Origin of the sequence: Kitasatospora sp. NPDC057692, from assembly GCF_042799475.1 — a bacterium.
Classification (GTDB): Bacteria; Actinomycetota; Actinomycetes; order Streptomycetales; family Streptomycetaceae; genus Kitasatospora.
Genome location: NZ_JBHVIV010000059.1, coordinates 41,287 through 59,116, shown reverse-complemented (window position 1 = coordinate 59,116; position 17,830 = coordinate 41,287). Strand labels below are relative to the sequence as shown.

Here is a 17,830-nt window from a genome sequence, read left to right as displayed (position 1 = left end):
GCTACGACTACGGGCTGCCCCGGCTGCTGGTCTGCCAGAGCCGGGAGATCACCGCGATGCTGCTCGCCAACGACCTGCACCTGGAGGCCGCCTGCCCGATCGTCGCGGCCGACGAGCTACCGCTCGACGAACGGCTGCTGGCCGCGCTGGAGCGGGCCGGGGGCGCCGTCGTGCACGTGCTGCACGACGCCAGCCCCTCGGGCCTGGCGTGCTTCGAGGAGCTCCGGGCGGCCTACCGGCCGAACGCGGCCGCGGGCGTCCGGGTGCGCTCGATGGGCCTGGTGCCCCGGCACGCCACCACCCTGCACCTCACCTCCGGGCGCGGCCCGCGCGGCTACCGCGGCCCGCTGCCCGCCGGGCTGCGCCCCGAGGAGCGGGCCTGGCTCGGCAGCGGGCGGACCATCGAACTGGCCGCCGTCGCCCCGGCCCGGCTGCTGCACACGGTGATCCGCCAGGTCCGCGGCGGCGCCACCGCCGGACCGCGCCGCGCCCCGCTGCACCGGCGGGTGCGCACCGCGCGCGGCAGCGGCTTCCTCAGCTGGCCCGCCGGCTGAGCCCTCCCCCGTCCCGCCCCTCCCCGGCCGATCCGCCCGACCCGCCCGTCCCGATCCGTGAGGACCCCGCACCCATGAGCAACGCACGCCACCTCGGCTACCGCGACGAACTGCTGGCGGACGGCCAAGTGCACCGCCGGTACGAGGACGGCCGCAGCGAGTGGCGCCGGCGCGGCACCGACCGGCAGATCCACTGGCACGACAGCCTCGGCCGCTCCGGCACCGACGAACCCCTCGGCCGCGACCTGGTCAAGCGGCGGTACGCGGACGGCACCACCGAGTACGGCCGTGACCTCGGCTACGGGCGCACCGTGTGGAACGGCGGGCTGGTCACCCTCAACCGCAGCTCCTTCGGCGGGCGGCTCGGCGTGGTGGTCGGCGCCCTCGGCGTGGCCGGCGCCGCCGCGATCACGGCCGCACAGCTGCCGCCGGACGCGCTGTCGGAGGCGGAGGAGGAGGAACTGCGCGCCGAGGCCCGGCGGCAGACCTCCTCCGACAGCAGCGGCGGCGGGAGCGGCGGGGGCGGCGGGGGCGGCGACAACTCCGCGGACGGCGACGACGGCCACCACGACGACCCCGGCGCCGACGACGGGTCCGCCGACTTCGCCGACTGGAGCGACTCGGACGACGGCTGGGACGGCGACGACTTCGGCTGAGCCCCCCGGGCCCCGCGCCCCGGATCCCGGACCCACCCCGGACCCGCCCCGGCGGGCCGCCACTCGACGAAAGGCACCGCACCACCATGCCCCGCTGCTGCGCCTGCGCCGGCCCCGACGCCGACCGGGCCCGCACCCACCTCGCCGCACTCACCGGCACCCCCGCGCCCGACGGCGCCCGGGCCGCCCTGCTCCCCGCCGAACCCGGCTTCGCCACCGGCCCGTTCACCGTCGACGGCACCACCGCCGTCGGCGAGGTGACCCTGCACAACCGGTCCGAGCTGCTCGCCGCGCTCGCCGCGGCCGGCTCCCCCGCACCCGTCGGCTGCCCTGACGGCGAGCTGCTGCTGCGCCTGTGGCTGCGGCTCGGCGCCGACGGCCTGCGCCGGGCCGACGGCATGTTCGCGCTCGCCGTGGTCGACGGCGCCGACCTGGTGCTGGTGCGCGACCACACCGGCACCCGCACCCTGTTCTACGCCCGCGCCGACGGCTGCTGGGCCGCCTCCACCTCGCTGCGCGCCCTGCGCCACTGGCCCGCGCTCGGCACCGGCCTCAACCTGGCCGCCGTCCGCTCCTTCCTCACCTTCGCCTACCTGCCCGGCGAGGAGACCCTGCTGCGCGGCGTGCACGAGGCGCTGCCCGGCCGGGTGCTGCGGCTCGCCGCCGACGGCGGCGCCCGGCAGGAGCCGTTCTGGGAGCCCGCCGAGCACCTGCCCGACGGCGCGGCGCCGCCGGCCGAGGCGTACGCGCGGGAGCTGCGCGGGCTGCTCGAACGGGCCACCGCCCGCCGGCTGCCGGAGGGCGGGCCGGTCGGGGTGCTGCTGTCCGGGGGCGTCGACAGCTCACTGGTCACCGCGCTCGCCGCCAAGCTGCACGACCACCCCGTGCACACCTACTCGATCAGCTTCGGCGACCGGCTGCCCAACGAACTGGGGTACTCCGGGCTGGTCGCCGACCACTGCGGCACCCGGCACCGGATCCTCAGCGTCTCCGGCGAGGAGGTCGCCGCCCGGCTCGCCGACACCGTCGCCCTGCTCGACAGCCCGGTCGGCGACCCGCTGACCGTCCCCAACCTGATGCTCGCCGAGGCCGTCGCCGCCGACGGGATCGCCGTCGCGCTCAACGGCGAGGGCGGCGACCCGGTGTACGGCGGTCCGAAGAACCTGCCGATGCTGGTGCACGAGATGCACCGGGACGACCCGGCCCCCGAGGCGCGGGCCGAGGCCTATCTGCGGTCCTACCGCAAGTGCTACGAGGACCTGCCCCGGCTGCTCACCGCCGACGTGCTGCGCGCCCTGGCCGACGAGCCGCATCCGCGGCGCTTCGTCGCCCCGTACCTGGCCCCCGGGCCGATGCACGCGCTGCTCAACCAGCTGCTGCACTGCAACCTGCGGACCAAGGGCGCGCACCACATCCTCACCAAGGTCGAGCGGCTCACCGCCTCGCGCGGGGTGCAGGGCCGCTCGCCGCTGTTCGACCGGCACGTCGTCGACCACGCCTTCGCCACCCCGCCGACCCTCAAGCTGCGCGGGACGGTGGAGAAGTGGGTGCTCAAGGAGGCCGTCCGGGACCTGCTCCCCGCGGCGGTCGTCGACCGGCCGAAGAGCGGTATGCGGGTGCCGGTCCAGCAGTGGCTGAACGGGCCGCTGCGCGAGCTCTCCGGCGAGCTGCTGCTCGGGCGCACCGCCCGCGAGCGCGGGCTGGTCCGCCCGGACACCGTCCGCACCTGGATGCGCCGCGAGGGCACGCTGCTGCCGCGCCAGGGCGGCAAGCTCTGGCTGGTGCTCACCCTCGAACTCTGGCTGCGCGCCTACGACCTGTGACCCGCTCCCCCTCGTCCCCTGCTGCCCCGGCCCGGGAGGCCCCGTCATGGCACCGTCCACCGCATCCCCCGAAGCACCCGAAGCACCCGAGCTCCACCTGACCGACCCGCGCACCGGCCACACCCGGGGCACCCTCGTCCCGGCGCGCGCCGGGCTGGTCGCCGGGACCGCCGCCCGCGCCCGGGCCGCCGCCCCGCGCTGGCGCGCGCTCACCCCGCGCGAGCGCGAGCGCCGTCTGGACGCGCTCGCCGACCTGATCGAGCGCCACCTCACCGAGTACACCGTGCTGGAACAGGCCGGCACCGGGAAGCCCGAGGCGGAGGCCGCCGCCGAGATAGGCGAGGTCGCCGACCTCTTCCGGTTCTACGCGGGCGCCGCGCGCACCGGTACCGCGCCCGCCGCCGGCCGCTACCTGCCGGGCCACGAGAGCTGGGTGCGCTGGGAGCCGGTCGGCGTGGTCGCCGCCGTCGTGCCGTGGAACTACCCGCTGCTGATGGCCGCCTGGCGCGCCGCCCCGGCGCTCGCCGCCGGGAACGCGGTGGTCGTCAAGCCCGCCGAGACCACCCCCGACTCCGCGACGCTGCTGGCCGCCCACGCCGCCGAGGCGCTCGGCGAGGGCGTGCTCACCGCCCTGCCCGGCGACCGCGAAACCGGCCGGCTGCTGGTCGCCGCCGACGTCGACCTGATCGCCTTCACCGGCAGCGCCGCCGCCGGGGCCGACATCGCCGCCCGGGCCGGCCACCGCCGGGTCAGCCTGGAGCTCGGCGGCAACAGCCCCGTGCTGGTCCTGCCGGACGCCCCCGAGCACACCTGGTCCGCGCTCGCCGCCGCCTGCACCTACAACGCCGGGCAGAGCTGCGCCGCGCCCGCCCGGGTGATCACCCTCACCGAGCACTACGAGCGGACCGTCGAGGCCCTCGCCGCCGCGCTCGGCGCCCGCGAGGCCGGCCGCGACTTCGGCCCGCTCAACAACCCGGACCAGGCCGCCCGCTACGACCGGATCCTCGCCGCCTCGGGCGCCGGGCGCTCGCTGCCCGCCCCCGGCCGCGGCGACGGCCTCTGGCGCCCCGCCCGGCTGCTCGCCGACCTCCCGGACGACGACCCGGCGGTGGTCGAGGAGGTGTTCGGCCCGATGCTGACCGTCCAGCACGCCCCGACCGCCGAGGCCGCGCTGGCCCTCGCCAACGCCGTGCCGCAGGCGCTCGCCGCCAGCGTGTGGACCGGCGACCTGTCCGCCGCCCTCGACCTCACCGCCCGCCTGGACGCCGGCGAGACCTGGATCAACTGCCACCTCGTCCAGACCGCCGAACTCCCGCACGGCGGCCGCGGCGCCTCCGGGCAGGGCACCGACCTGTCCGTCCTCGCCCTGCACGAGTACCAGCGCCCGAAGACGGTGACCGCCCGGCTCTGAACGCCCTGCTCCGCACGCCCTGCTCCGCACGCCCGGCGCGCGGCGACCCGGGCCGTCCGCTCGCAGCGGTCCGGCTCAGGTCGCCGTGCGCGGGTCCCGGCGCCGGGAGACGGTCTTCCACCCGGACCGCGGCCGGCCGTGCAGGGGATCAGGCGAAGGCCGAGGGGCGGCCGAGGGCGACCAGGTGGTGGTCCTTGGTGCCGATGTAGATGCGGCCCCGGTCGGTGGCGGGGACGGAGAACTTGCTGACGGTGCCGATCGGGAAGGACCGGCGGAGCCTGAGGGTGCCGTCGACCGGGACGGGGTCGTAGGCGCGCAGTTCGCCGCCCTCGCCGTACTGGCCGGTGCCGGACCAGATCACCCAGACCAGGGCGGAGCCGCCGCGGGTGCCGTCGGAGGTGACCACGGGTGAGCCGGACATCTTGAGGAACTCCCCGGCGCTGGTGCCGGCGCTGGTCAGCTGCGGCAGGCCGGCAGCGCTCACCGAGTACTTGAGGGCGCGCAGTCTGCCGTAGTTCTCGACGGTGTAGACGTAGCCGCCGTCGCCTCCCCAGACCGCCGGGTGGCCCCAGACGCCGCCGTAGGGGCCGGTGAGGCCGACCACCTTGTCGGTGCCGTTCGGGCCCTGGCCGGTGCCGCCGAGGTCGTCGCGGTCGAGCAGGAAGATCCGGCCGTCCTTGCCGACCTGGACGAGCAGCCGCGGGTGGGCGGGGGTGCCGAAGGCGGACGGCAGGGCGACCGGGCCGCCGGAGCCGAGGTCGGTGTCCCTCCGGTCCAGGGTGGCGTTGTTGACCGGGCTGAAGAAGTCCACCGGGGCGAAGCCCCCGTCGGCCCCCACGGCGAAGCGGATCACCGACTCGCCGAGGCCGCCGGGCGGGCGGTTGCCGGGCCCCGGGGCGGGCGAGGCGCCGGCGCCCTGGCCGTTGGCGGTGGTGAGGAAGAAGCGGCCGGGGCCGTCGGAGACGAGACCGCTGCCGGACATCCAGACCGAGGCCCGCTGGGTGTCGGAGCCCGCGACGGTGGAGAACAGGGTGAGCTCGCGGCTGCGGGTGTCGAGGCCGGCCACCGTGCCGATGTAGTCGCCGATGCCGCACAGCGAGCCGAAGCCGAAGTAGAGCCGGCCGTCGAGGAGCAGCAGCCCCGTGCGCTGGAGCGAGCGGTAGGCGTTGAAGGGCTTGCCGGGGGCGTTGACCGGGTCGCCCTCGACGGTGACCGGCCAGCCGCTGCGCTCGGCGCCGGTGCGGGCGTCGAGGGCGTGCACGTAGTAGTGCGGGTGGTGGTCGTCGGGGCCGTCGTCGACCTTGCTGGTGAGGTAGACGGTGCCGGTGGCGGGGTCGTGGACCGGGGTGGAGGTGGTGCCGACGTTGGGACCGGGGTCGGAGCAGCCGATCGCGGCCGAGGCCCAGGCCGGTCCCATCGCGCGGTGCCAGACGACCTGCCCGGTCTCGGCGGCGACGCCGTACACGTGGTTGGTCTCGGTGGCGGTGACGACGAGGTCGCCGATCACCAGCGGCTGGGCGAAGACCTGGCCGTTGAGCTGGGTGGAGAAGCGGACGCCGAAGTCGGACCGGTCGACCTCGGCGGGGCTCAGCAGCGGTTCGGCGCGGTCCCAGGCGGTGCGGTCGGCGGAGAAGGAGATGGTGCCGACGTCGGCGCGGGCGGTGCCGGCGGCGAGCGGACCGAGCAGGACGAGGCCGGTGAGGAGCGCGGCGGCGCGGGCCGGACGGGGCCGGAACGGGCGGGCGGTGCGGTTCATGGCGCCATGGTTCGGCGCGCCGGGCACGGCCACCAGCGGACGTGGTCCAGTCGGCGGGCGCCCGTTCGCGCCGTTCGCCGGACGCGCGGGCCGGGCTGCCCTATCGTTCGGTGCGGCAGAGGTCCGAGTGACAGGGGGTACGGAAGGTGCGGTACGGAATCATCGGGACGGGCGGGGTCGCGCGGACGATCGCGGACCGGCTGGTCGGGCTGGGCCAGGAGGTGACGCTCGGGTCGCGGAGCAGGGGGAACGAGGCCGGCGCGGCGTGGGCGGAGCAGGCCGGGCCCGGCGGGCACCACGGCACCTTCGCGGACGCGGCGGAGTTCGGCGAGGTGGTGCTGAACGCCACCCCGGGCACGGTGGCGGTGGAGGCGCTGCGGGCGGCGGGGGCCGGGCAGCTGGCCGGCAAGCTGCTGATCGACCTCTCCAATCCGCTGGTCTTCTCCCCGGAGGGCGAGCTGACGCTGGATCCGGTGAACGACGACAGTGTCGGTGAGCGGATCCAGCGGGAGTTCCCCGAGGCGCTGGTGGTGAAGACGCTCAACACGCTGACCGCGCCGCTGATGGTGGACCCGTCCCGGCTGGAGGGCGAGCACAACCTGTTCGTGGCCGGGAACGACGCGGACGCCAAGGCGCGCACGGTGGCGCTGCTGGGCACCTTCGGCTGGCCGGCGGAGTGGGTGATCGACCTCGGCGACATCACGGGCGCCCGGGCGATGGAGATGATGATGCCGTTCTGGATCCGGCTGATGGGGGCCTTCGGCACGACGGAGTTCAACTACGCGTTCAAGCGCGCCCGGTAGCGTGCCAGGGAAGGTCCGCGCACGACGGCGCCCCCGCCCTCTCCGGAGAGGGGACGGGGGCGCGTCCGTGCGGGTGGCGCGATGCCGCTACCGGCCGGTGGAGGCGTGCACCCGGTCGGCCGGGTCGTCGTCCTCGACCGGCTCGGGCTTGCCGGACGGGTGTGGCACCCGGACGGCGCCCGGGGCGCGGCGGCCCTTGCGGGCGGCCTGGGCGAGGGCGAGCTGCCGGTCCGCCTCGGCCTGGATGGCGTCCTTGTCGCCGATCTCGGCGTCCGGCAGCGCGTCGGGGAGGATGTCCTCCAGCAGGCGCAGCGGCCGGTAGGCGAGGCCGAGCAGGCCCCAGACGAAGAGCACCAGGCCGACCACCACCAGCAGCAGTCCGGCGCCGCGGCCCGGTCCGGTGCCGAGCACCAGGCCCACCGAGTCGGCGAGCGCGCCGCCGGGCCGCATCAGCGGCTCGAAGACGTGGTCGGAGAGCGGGCCCGCGGTGAGGAAGCCGAGCGGCATCATCGACATGGCGAGCATCTGGTTGGTGGCCAGGACGCGCCCCTGGAGCTCCATCCCGACCTTGGTCTGGATCAGCGCCATCCAGTGCGAGTTGAGGATCATCATGGCCGCCCAGAGGACGAAGAGTCCGCAGGCGGTGAGCGCGGTCTCGGGGCGGCTGCCGGCCAGGACGGCGGCGAGGCCGACCACCGAGGTGAAGCCGATCATGCCGACGGTGCGGCGGCGGGTGCCGCCCCAGAGCCCCATGACCAGGGCGCCGATCATCGCGCCGAGGCCGCCGAGGGCGGTGATGACGCTGAGCTGCATGGGCGTGCCGGAGGCCAGCACCATCGGGGTGATCAGCACGGTCGCGACGGCGAACAGGTAGTTGAACACCACGAAGAAGACCACCATGGCGACCAGGCTGTGCCGGCGCGCGATGTACCGCCAGCCGGTGACGACCTCGCGCCAGAGCGGCTCCTCCTGCTTGTCGAACATGGCGTCCGGGAAGCGGACCAGCAGCAGGCAGGTGACGCCGATGAGGAAGGTGGCCATGTCGAACAGCACGACGCCGTGCAGGCCGATCAGGGTGACCAGCACACCGCCGGCCAGGATGGCCATCATGTCGCCGGCGCCGGTGCCGAGCTGGGCGAGGCCGTTGGCCTGGCCCAGGTAGCGCTTGGGCACCAGCTGGGTGATCGAGGCCAGGTAGGCGGGCCGTTGGAAGGCTCCACAGGTGGAACCGATGCAGGCCACCACGTAGATGTGCCAGATCTGCAGCAGGTCGGCCCAGAGCAGCAGGCCGAGGCCGAGCATGCCGGCGGCGGCCACGGTGTCCGTGACGATCATGATTTTTCGCCGGTCGACCCGGTCGGCGAGCGCGCCCGCGACCGGCAGCAGCAGGACGGCCGGCAGCACCGCGATGAAGGAGATCATCGCGAAGTCGAAGGCCGAGTTGGTCTGCTGGTAGACCCAGACGCCGAGCGCGAAGGTCGACAGGCTGGTGCCGATCATCGAGACGAACTGGCCGATCGCCACCTTGGCGAAGATGCCCAGCTCGGCCCGGGCGGCCGGGCGCTTGACCGCGGCCGGGTCGGATATCTTGCCGGTGTCGGCGAACTCCGCCAGCACCCGGGCGAGTTCGTCGGCCTGGTGCTTGAGGAAGTAGTGCCCGGCGCGCGGCACCACCGCGAGCTCGACGGTGTCGCCGAAGTGCTGCCACTCGGCGTACCGCTCCTCGTAGAGCTGGGTGGCGCGGTCCTTCTCGCCGACCACGCAGAGGATCGGGGCGTCGATCTTCTCCGGCCGCTCGTCCCCGTAGGCACGGGTGTAGAAGTCCTCGGCCTGCCGCACGTCGTGGCGCAGCGCCCGGACCAGGAAGTCCTGCTCGGCCTGGTCGTAGACGTCGGTGAAGCCGCCCATGGCGCGCAGGTATTCGAGGTAGCCGCGGTTGGACAGCACCCGGTCGCCCGGCATCCGGCGCGCCATCCACTCGGCGAAGCGGCCGGGGAGCCGGGCGGCGGGGAAGGTGCCGCCGAGGGCGAGGCCGCGCAGGTCGACGCCGGCTGCCTCCAGCCTGGAGCCCAGCGCGGTGGCGAGGGCGCCGCCCAGGCAGTGGCCGTAGAGCAGCACCGGGCCGTCGACCTTCTCCAGCACCTGGGCGACCAGGGTGTCGGCGAGGCCGTCGAGTTCGGCGAGCTCGTCGTCGGGGCGGCTCGGGTCGTGGCCGGGCAGCTCGACGGCGTAGAGCCGGTGGCCCTCCGGCAGCGCGTCGGCGAGCGGCTGGAAGGTGATCGGGCTGCCGCCGCCGTAGGGGACGCAGACCACGTTGACCGCGGCCGGGGCGTTGCCGCGGGTGAGCTTGTGCACCAGGGTGCGCGGGCCCTCGTCGGCGGTGCCGCCGGCCCGGGCGTCGATCAGCGCGGCGAGTTCGCGGACGGTGGGGTGCTGGAAGAGGTCGATGACCGACAGCCCGTCACCGATCAGGCGCACGGCCCGCACGGCGGAGAAGGAGTCGCCGCCGAGTGCGAAGAAGTCGTCGGCCGCGCCGATCTCCTCGGCCTCCAGCACCTGGCGGTAGACCCCGGCCACCGTGTGCTCGGTGTCGGTGGTCAGCTCGCCGCCGCCGGAGACCGGCTGGGCGGCGACCGGCTCGGGCAGGGCGGCCCGGTCGACCTTGCCGTTGGCGTTCAGCGGCAGGGCGTCCAGGACGACCAGGGCGGCCGGGACCATGTAGTCGGGCAGCCGGGTGCGCAGCGCGGCGCGCAGCTCGCCCGGCTCGGGCGCGGCGGCCGGGTCGGCGGGCACCAGGTAGCCGACCAGCGAGCGGGCGGCGCCCTCGCCGCGGGCGACCACGACGGCCTCGCGCACCTCGGGGCGGGCGGTCAGCTCGGCCTCGACCTCGCCGATCTCGACCCGGAAGCCGCGGATCTTGACCTGGTGGTCGATCCGGCCGAGGAACTCGACGGCGCCGTCGGGGCGGCGGCGGACCAGGTCGCCGGTGCGGTAGGCGCGGCGGCCGTCGATCTCCAGGAAGCGCTCGGCGGTGAGGTCGTCGCGGCCGAGGTAGCCGCGGGCGACACCGCCGCCGGAGACGTACAGCTCGCCGGGGACGCCGAGCGGGACGGGGCGCCGGCGGGCGTCCAGGAGGTGGGCGCGGACGTTGCCGAAGGGCCGGCCGAGCGGCGCGGTGGCCGCGTCGCCGAGGTCCTCGGGCACCGGCGTGCCGAGCATCGAGACGGTGGTCTCGGTGGGGCCGTAGTGGTTGTGCAGCGGCAGGTCGGGCCGGGCGTCCCGGATCCGGGCCACCAGGTCGGGCCGCAGCGCCTCGCCGGCGCAGATCAGCAGCCGGGCGGGGAGGATCGAGCCGAGGCCGGTGCCGTGCGCGGCCAGGCCCTCCAGGTGGCTGGGGACCAGCTTCATGGCGTCGATCCGGTGCTCGGCCGCGTAGGCGGCGAAGGCGTCCGGGTCGGTGGCCTGGTCGCGGGTCAGCAGGTGCAGGCAGCCGCCGCCGGTGAGCGCGCCGAACACGTTGGTGGTGCCCAGGTCGGCGGCGAAGGTGGAGACCAGCGCCCAGTTCCAGCCCTGCTGGTCGCCGCCGATCCGCTCGCGCAGGCCGTGCAGGTAGTTGCGGTAGTTGCGGTGCTCGACGGCGACGCCCTTGGGCGCGCCGGTGGAGCCGGAGGTGAAGACGACGTAGCAGAGGTGCTCGGGGCGGACGTCCGCCCCGGGCGCGTCGGCGCGCTCCTCGCCGTCCGCGACGACCACCGGCAGCTCGCCGGTGAGCCGGTCGCGCAGGTCGTCGGTGGTGACGACGGCGGCGGCCCCGGAGGCGTCGAGCAGGCCGTGGATGCGCCCGTCCGGGTAGACCGGGTCGAGCGGCAGGTAGGCGCCGCCGGCCTTGAGGATGCCGAGCATGCCGACCACCAGGGCGGCGGAGCGCTCGACCAGCAGGCCGACCGGGCGGTCCGGGCCGACGCCGTGCGCGCGCAGCCGGTGGGCCAGCGCGTTGGCGCGCCGGTCGAGTTCGGCGTAGCTGAGCACGCCGTCGGCGCCGCGCACGGCGGGCGCGTCGGGGGTGCGGCGGGCCTGTTCCTCGACCAGGCCGTGCAGGGTGCCGCCGAGGTCCCAGCCGCGCAGGGTCTCGTCGTCCCAGCCGGCGAGCTGCCGCTGCTCGGACGGGGTGAGCAGGGGGAGGTCGGCGAGCGGGCGGTCGGGGCCGGCGGCCATCGCGTCGAGCACCGTGGCGAGGTGGCCGAAGACGCGCCGCATGGTGGCCTCGTCGTACAGCTCGGTGCGCCAGACGAGGTCGGCGGCGAGGTCGCCGCCGGTGTCGACGACGGCCACCGACAGGTCGAACTTGGCGGTGTCGGTGCCGATCGGCCGCCAGTGGACGGCGTGTCCGGGCAGCTCGGGGCGGGCCTCGGCCTGGTTGTGGACGTTCAGCAGGACCTGGAACAGCGGGGTGTGGGCGAGTTCGCGCTCCAGGCCGAGCGCGTCGATCAGCCGCTCGAACGGCAGGTCCTGGTGGCCGTAGGCGCCGAGGGTGGCGTCCTTGACGCGCTCCAGGAGCTCGCGGACCGTCGGGTCGCCGGAGAGGTCGGTGCGCATCGCCAGGGTGTTGACGAAGCAGCCGACCATCGGCTCGGTCTCGCTGCGGGTGCGCCCGGCGATCGGGGTGCCGACGGTGACGTCCTCGCTGCCGGTGTAGCGGCCGAGAACGGTCTGCAGGGCGGCCAGCAGCACCATGTAGACGGTGGTGCCGGTCTGTTCGGCGAGGGTGCGGATCCGGCGGCTGCGCTCGGCGCCGAGCTCGGCGGTGAACCGGGCGCCCGCGGTGCCGGCCACGGCGGGCCGCGGGCGGTCGGCGGGCACCGTGACGGTGGCGGTGGCGCCGCGCAGCCGCTCCTGCCACCAGGCCTGCTGGCGGTCGAGCTCGGCGGCGAGCTCGGTCTGCTGCCAGTGCGCGACGTCCGCGTACTGGACGGGCAGCGGCTCGAACACCGGGGCGGCGCCACCGCAGCGGGCGCCGTAGGCGGTGGCGAGGTCGCCGAAGAGCACGCCGATCGACCAGCCGTCGGCCGCGATGTGGTGCAGCACCAGGCTGAGCACGGCGCCGTCGCCGGTGCGCAGCAGGGCGGCGCGCAGCGGCAGGTCGGCGGCGAGGTCGAAGGGGCGGCGGGCCTCGGCCTCCAGCCAGGCGTCCACCTCCTCGGCGGGGACCTCGGCGGTGGTGAGGGCGAACCGGTCGGCGGGCAGCACCTCGGGGCGCACCTCGCCCTCGGCCTCCGGGTAGACGGTGCGGAGCACCTCGTGCCGGGCGAGGACGTCGGTGAGGGCGGCGCCGAGGGCGGCCTCGTCGGGCTCGCCGTCGAGGTGCAGGGCGAGCGGGATGTGGTAGGCGGCGCTGTCCGGCTCGTACTGGGCCAGGAACCACATCCGGCGCTGGGCCGAGGAGAGCGGCGCCGGGGTGCCCTCGGGGCGTGCGGCGATGGTGCGGCGGTCGGTGCCGCCGGCCGCGGCCGCCGCCTTGGCGGCCTTGGCCTTGGCGAGGCGACGGCGCAGCAGTTCCTGCCGCCTGGCGGCCGGATCCGGTTCCGGGACGGTCCCGGCGGTGGGCTGGTCGGTCATGCGGTCTCCCCCGTTCGGGCGCCGGTGTCGCCGGCGGCCGGGCGTGCGTCGGTGGTTCCGGAGCCGCCGGTGTTGCCGGCGGCCCCGGATTCGGTGCGGTGGGTCACAGCGTGCTCCCGGCGGTCTCGTCGAGGCCGTCGAGCTCGTCTCCGAGGTCGCCGAGGTCGTCGAGGTCGTCGATCTCCTCCAGCAGGCGCTCCTCGACGCGGCGGGCCAGTGCGGCCAGCGTCCGGTCCTCGAAGACGACGCGCAGCGGCAGTTCGGTTTCGAAGGTGTCCCGGATCCGGGCGAGCAGTCGGGTGGCGAGCAGCGAGTGGCCGCCCAGCGCGAAGAAGTCGTCGTGCCGGGAGACCCGTTCGACCTTGAGGACCTCGGTCCACAGGTCGGCGAGCAGTTCCTCGCAGTCGCCCTCGGGCGGGGCGCCGGCGCCGCCGAGCTGCGGCACGGGCAGCGCGGCCCGGTCGACCTTGCCGGCCGGGGTCAGCGGCAGCGCGTCGAGCAGCACGAGGCCGGCGGGCACCATGTAGTCGGGCAGCCGCTCGGTCAGGGCGGTGCGCAGCGCGTCCTCGGTGAGGTCGGGGGCGACGGCGTAGCCGGCCAGGGCCGGGCCGGCCGGGGTCTCGACGAGCCGGGCGGCGCCGGCGGTGACGCCGGGGACGGCGGTGATCGCGGCCTCGATCTCGCCCAGCTCGATGCGGAAGCCGCGGAGCTTGACCTGGGCGTCGACCCGGCCGTGGTACTCCAGGCGGCCGTCGGCGCGGCGGCAGGCGAGGTCGCCGGTGCGGTACATCTGCGCGCCGTCGGTGCGGCCGGGTTCGGCGGTGAACCGTTCGGCGGTCAGGTCGGGCCGGCCGTGGTAGCCGAGCGCGACGCCGGCGCCGGCTATGCAGAGCTCGCCGATGCCGTTGACCGGGACGCTCTGCCCGGAGGGGCCGAGCAGGTGCAGCCGGGTGTTGGCGATGGGCGCGCCGAGGGCCACCACGCCGCCGTGGGCGGCGAGTTCCGGGGTGACCTGCTGGACGGTGGACCAGACGGTGGTCTCGGTCGGGCCGTACAGGTTCCACAGCGTGCCGACCCGGCCGAGCAGGGCGCGGGCGAGGTCGGCGGTGAGCGCCTCGCCGCCGCACAGCGCGGTCAGCCCGGGGCGGCCGGCCCAGTCGGCCTCCAGCAGCATCCGCCAGGTGGCGGGGGTGGCCTGGCAGTGGGTGACGCCCTGCTTGTCGAGCCAGGCGCCGAGCGCGGCCCCGTCGGTGGCGGTGGCGCGGTCGGCGATCTCCACCCGGGCGCCGGTGATCAGCGGCAGCCACAGCTCCAGGCCGGCGATGTCGAAGGTGACGGTGGTGACGGCGGCCATCACGTCCCGCTCGGTGAGGCCGGGTTCGCGGCCCATCGAGGTCAGGAAGTTGACGATCGCGCGGTGCGGGACGGCGACGCCCTTGGGGCGGCCGGTGGAGCCGGAGGTGTACAGCAGGTAGGCCGGGTCCTCCGGGCCGACGGTGACGGCGGGCGCCCCGGCGGGGGCGGCGGCGTGCTCGGGGCCGTCCACCAGGACGCTCTCGCGGCCCCGCAGCAGCTCGTCACCGGCGGTGGCGGTCTCGGCGACCAGCAGGGTGACGCCGGCGTCGTCGAGCACGCCCCGGTTGCGGGCGAGCGGCTGGTCGATGTCGACCGGCAGGTAGGCGGCGCCGCTGCGCAGCACGCCGAGCAGGGCGGCGGGCAGCAGCCGGCCGCGCCGGACGGCGACGGCGACCAGGCTGCCGGGGCCCGCGCCGCGGGCGGCCAGCAGGTGCGCCAACCGGTTGGCGGCGGCGTCGAGTTCGGCGTAGCCGAGGGTGCCGTCGGCGGCGGACACCGCGGTCGCGTCCGGGGTGCGGGCGGCCTGGGCGGCGACCAGCTCGTGCAGCCGGGCGTCGGGGATCGGCGCCTCGGTGCGGTTGGCCGGATCGTCGGCGGCCCCCTGCCCGTACACGCCGTCGGCGGTGGAGAGCATGACCAGCTCGGCGAGCGGGCGGTCGGGTTCGGCGACGGCGGCGGCGAGCAGCGCGACCAGGTGGTCGAGCGCGGCGCGCACGGAGCGCTCCTCGTAGCGGGAGGTGCGGTACTCGGCGGACAGCAGCGGGCCGTCGGCCGGGAACTCCAGGAACAGCGAGAGGTCGGTCTTGGCGGTGCTGTTGCACACCTCCTCGACGAACGTCAGGTTCAGTCCGGGCAGTTCGACGCCGGCCACCGGGTGGTTCTGGACGGCGAGCAGCACCTGCGAGATCGGCGAGGAGGTGAGGCCGGGCGAGCCGCCGTAGCGCCGGGCGTGGTCGACGAAGGGGTGGCCGCTGTGGTCGGCGGCCTCCAGGACGGTCGGGCGGACCCGGGCGACCAGCTCGCGGAAGGTGTCGGCGCCGGACACGTCGAAGCGCAGCGCGACGGTGTTGATCAGCGAGCCGATCACGGTCTCCAGCTCGGGCACCGGGCGGACGGCGAAGGGGCTGAGCACGGCGACGTCGGTGCGGCCCGTGTAGCGGTGCAGCACCCCGCCGAGCGCGGCGAGCACCACCATGTAGAGGCTGGCGCCCTCCTGGGCGGCCCAGTTCCCGACGCCGTCGACGAACCCGCTGTCCAGTCGGCGGGCGATCCGGCGGCCGGCGACGTCCTGCGGGTTGGGGCGCGGGCGGTCGCCGGGCAGGTACTGGTCGCCCTCGACGCCGCGCAGCCGCTCGGCCCAGCGCTCGGCGCCGTCACGGCCGGCCTCGACGTCGCGCAGTTCCCAGCGGGCGACGTCCGACAGCTGGATCGCGGGCTCGGGCAGCTCGCCCTCCCGCAGGGCCCGGGCGGCCTCGGCGAGCAGCAGGCCGGCGGCCCAGCCGTCCGCCGCGGCGTGGTGCACGGTGAGCAGCAGTTCGTGCCGGTCCGCGCCGACCCGCACGGCGAGGGCCCGCAGCAGCCGGCCGCCGGCGAGGTCGAGCGGGCGGGCGGCCTCGGCGCGCAGCGCGGCGTCGAGGGTCACCTCGTCGGGCGCCTGCCCGTCGGGGCCGGTGAGGTCGAGCAGCGGCACCTCGACCGGGTACGGCGGGCGGACGTCGGCGACGGCGTCGTCGTTCTCGCTCGGGTTCGGGTCGCCGTACAGGGCGGTGCGCAGTGACTCGTGGCGGCGGACGACCTCGGCGAGCGCGCGGCCGAGGGCCTCGCGGTCGAGGGCGCCCTCGGCGCGGATCCGCACCGGCACGTTGTAGAGCGGGCTGCCGGGCTGCACGGCTTCGTGCAGCCACAGCTCGCGCTGGAACTCGGTGGCGCGGGCGGGCAGGTGGGCCTCGCGCGTGGGAGGCTCCACGGAGGCCCGGCCGCCACCGCCGTTGGCGACCCGGACGGCGAGGGCGGCGACGGTCGGGGCGGCGAAGAACTCGGCGAGCGGCACCCGGGTGCCGAACTCGCGCTCGATCCGGGCGAGCAGGCCGGCGGCGAGCAGGGAGTGGCCGCCGAGGTCGAGGAAGACGTCGTGGACGCCGACCTCGGGGACGCCGAGCAGGCCCTGCCAGAGCTCGGCGATCCGGGTCTCGACGGGCGTGCGGGGGGCGACGAACAGCTCGTGCCCGGCGCGGCTGCGGGCGACCGGGGGCAGCGCCTTGCGGTCGGTCTTGCCGTTGGGGGTGAGCGGCATCCGCTCCAGGACGGCGACGGCCAGCGGCACCATGTAGCCGGGCAGGGCGGCGGCGCAGTGGGCGCGCAGCTCGGCGGGCGTCGGCTCGGCCGCGCCGGGGGCGCTCTGGACGAAGGCGGCCAGGTAGTCGCCGGCCTCGTCGCGCTGGACGACGGCGGCGGCGGACTCGACGGCGGGGTGGGTGGCGAGCACGGCCTCGATCTCGCCGAGTTCGACGCGAAAGCCGCGGACCTTCACCTGGTGGTCGACCCGGCCGTGGTACTCCAGGTCGCCGTCGGGCAGCCGGCGGACCAGGTCGCCGGTGCGGTAGCAGCGCAGGCCGTCGACGTCGACGAAGCGCTCCTCCGTGAGGTCGGGGCGGCCGTGGTAGCCGCGGGCCACGCCCTCGCCGGAGAGGTAGAGCTCGCCGATGCCGCCGTCGGGCACGGGTGTCCGGTGCTCGTCGAGGACGTGGCCGAGGGTGCCGTCGAGCGGGCGGCCGATGACCGGCTCGCCGGCCCCGTCGCGGGAGACCAGCGACCAGGTGGAGTAGACGGTGTCCTCGGTGGGCCCGTAGAGGTTGTAGAGCCGCTCGACCCGGGGCTGGGCGTAGACCTTGTCGGCGAGGTGGCGGGGCAGCGCCTCGCCGGCCAGGTTGACCACGCGCACGGTGCCCGGCAGACCCCCGCCGCCGGGAAGGCCGTCGCCGCGCAGCAGCGCCGCCATGGCGCTGGGCACGGTGTTGACCAGGGTGACCTCGTCCCGGGCGGGCAGCTCGGGCAGGGCGAGGACGTTCTGGGCGACGATCAGGGTGCCGCCGACGGAGAGCGGCAGGAACAGCTCGTACACCGAGATGTCGAAGCAGACGGAGGTGCTGAACAGCACCCCGGCCAGGTCGGTGGCCGTGTAGGTGTCCGCGGCCCAGCGGAGCATGGCGTTGACGCCGCGCTGGGTGACCGAGACGCCCTTGGGGCGGCCGGTGGAGCCGGAGGTGTAGAGCACGTAGGCGAGCGCGTCGGTGGCGGCGTCGCCGGTGGTGGGGCGCTCGGCGGCCGGGTCGAGCGGAGCGGCGGGGCTCTCGCCGTCGACGTACAGCAGGGTGGCGCCGGCGCCGTTCAGCAGGTGCTCGTGAGCACGGTCGGTGACCACGACGGGGGCCTGCGCGTCGCCGACCACCAGTTCGAGGCGGTCGCGCGGATACGCCGGATCGAGCGGCACGTACGCGCCGCCGGCCCGCAGCACCGCGAGCAGGCTGACCACCAGGTCCGCCGTGCGCGGTAGGCAGACGCCGACCAGTGTCTCGGCGCGCACGCCGGCGGCGGCCAGTCGGCCCGCCATCGCGCCGGCGGCGGCGTCCAGCTCACGGTAGGTCAGCCGGCGCGTGCCGTCGATCACGGCGGTGGCGTCCGGAGTTCGTCTGACCTGCGCGGCTACCAGGGCGGCCAGCGGGGCGGCCGGATCCAGCGGGGGAAGTCCCGTCGAACTCATCAATCTCTCCCGAGGGTGCTGCTGCATCGACTTGTGGTCGGCGAGAAATGGGCGGTGTGCCCTGGGAGATGGTGGGGTAAAGATCTACGAATCAC

Annotated in this window: 7 protein-coding genes and 1 pseudogene; 5 read left to right on the top strand and 3 right to left on the bottom strand. The window is 75.8% G+C overall.

Annotated features, from left to right (window positions below):
• The 4 genes and pseudogenes from ACFVFS_RS28250 to ACFVFS_RS28235 form a co-directional block, all read left to right on the top strand.
• Positions 1-554, top strand: a pseudogene (locus ACFVFS_RS28250) (hypothetical protein); the annotation flags it as partial.
• A 74-nt stretch (positions 555-628) separates the two neighbouring features.
• Entirely contained in the window at positions 629-1,210 is a 582-nt protein-coding gene (locus ACFVFS_RS28245; protein ID WP_380627528.1) for a hypothetical protein, read from the top strand.
• Between the two features lie 86 nt (positions 1,211-1,296).
• The gene (locus ACFVFS_RS28240) at positions 1,297-3,033 is read left to right on the top strand and encodes an asparagine synthetase B family protein (RefSeq protein ID WP_380627527.1); all 1,737 of its coding nucleotides are present in this window, start codon (positions 1,297-1,299) and stop codon (positions 3,031-3,033) included.
• Between the two features lie 46 nt (positions 3,034-3,079).
• A complete protein-coding gene (locus ACFVFS_RS28235; protein ID WP_380627526.1) occupies positions 3,080-4,444 on the top strand; it encodes an aldehyde dehydrogenase family protein in 1,365 nt (454 codons plus the stop codon).
• Positions 4,445-4,592: 148 nt separating this feature from the next.
• Here ACFVFS_RS28235 and ACFVFS_RS28230 read toward each other — a convergent pair whose 3' ends face one another.
• Positions 4,593-6,200 carry a PQQ-binding-like beta-propeller repeat protein gene (locus ACFVFS_RS28230; RefSeq protein ID WP_380627525.1) on the bottom strand — a complete coding sequence of 536 codons (1,608 nt, stop codon included), beginning with the start codon at positions 6,198-6,200 and terminating at the stop codon, positions 4,593-4,595.
• A 146-nt stretch (positions 6,201-6,346) separates the two neighbouring features.
• Between ACFVFS_RS28230 and ACFVFS_RS28225 the strand changes: the two genes are divergently transcribed.
• A complete protein-coding gene (locus tag ACFVFS_RS28225; protein WP_380627524.1) occupies positions 6,347-7,003 on the top strand; it encodes an NADPH-dependent F420 reductase in 657 nt (218 codons plus the stop codon).
• Between the two features lie 87 nt (positions 7,004-7,090).
• Here the strand turns inward: ACFVFS_RS28225 and ACFVFS_RS28220 are convergent, their stop codons facing one another.
• Both ACFVFS_RS28220 and ACFVFS_RS28215 read right to left on the bottom strand, forming a co-directional pair.
• The gene (locus ACFVFS_RS28220) at positions 7,091-12,619 is read right to left on the bottom strand and encodes an amino acid adenylation domain-containing protein (RefSeq protein ID WP_380627523.1); all 5,529 of its coding nucleotides are present in this window, start codon (positions 12,617-12,619) and stop codon (positions 7,091-7,093) included.
• A 103-nt stretch (positions 12,620-12,722) separates the two neighbouring features.
• Positions 12,723-17,735: an amino acid adenylation domain-containing protein gene (locus ACFVFS_RS28215; protein ID WP_380627522.1), complete on the bottom strand. Its 5,013-nt coding sequence runs from the start codon at positions 17,733-17,735 to the stop codon at positions 12,723-12,725.
• Positions 17,736-17,830: the final 95 nt, after the last annotated feature.

Bases quoted from the DNA above. Each gene is read 5' to 3' on its own strand.
- ACFVFS_RS28245 (WP_380627528.1), top strand. From the start codon at position 629: ATGAGCAACGCACGCCACCTCGGCTACCGCGACGAACTGCTGGCGGAC.
- ACFVFS_RS28240 (WP_380627527.1), top strand. From the start codon at position 1,297: ATGCCCCGCTGCTGCGCCTGCGCCGGCCCCGACGCCGACCGGGCCCGC.
- ACFVFS_RS28235 (WP_380627526.1), top strand. From the start codon at position 3,080: ATGGCACCGTCCACCGCATCCCCCGAAGCACCCGAAGCACCCGAGCTC.
- ACFVFS_RS28230 (WP_380627525.1), bottom strand. From the start codon at position 6,200: ATGAACCGCACCGCCCGCCCGTTCCGGCCCCGTCCGGCCCGCGCCGCC.
- ACFVFS_RS28220 (WP_380627523.1), bottom strand. From the start codon at position 12,619: ATGACCGACCAGCCCACCGCCGGGACCGTCCCGGAACCGGATCCGGCC.
- ACFVFS_RS28215 (WP_380627522.1), bottom strand. From the start codon at position 17,735: ATGAGTTCGACGGGACTTCCCCCGCTGGATCCGGCCGCCCCGCTGGCC.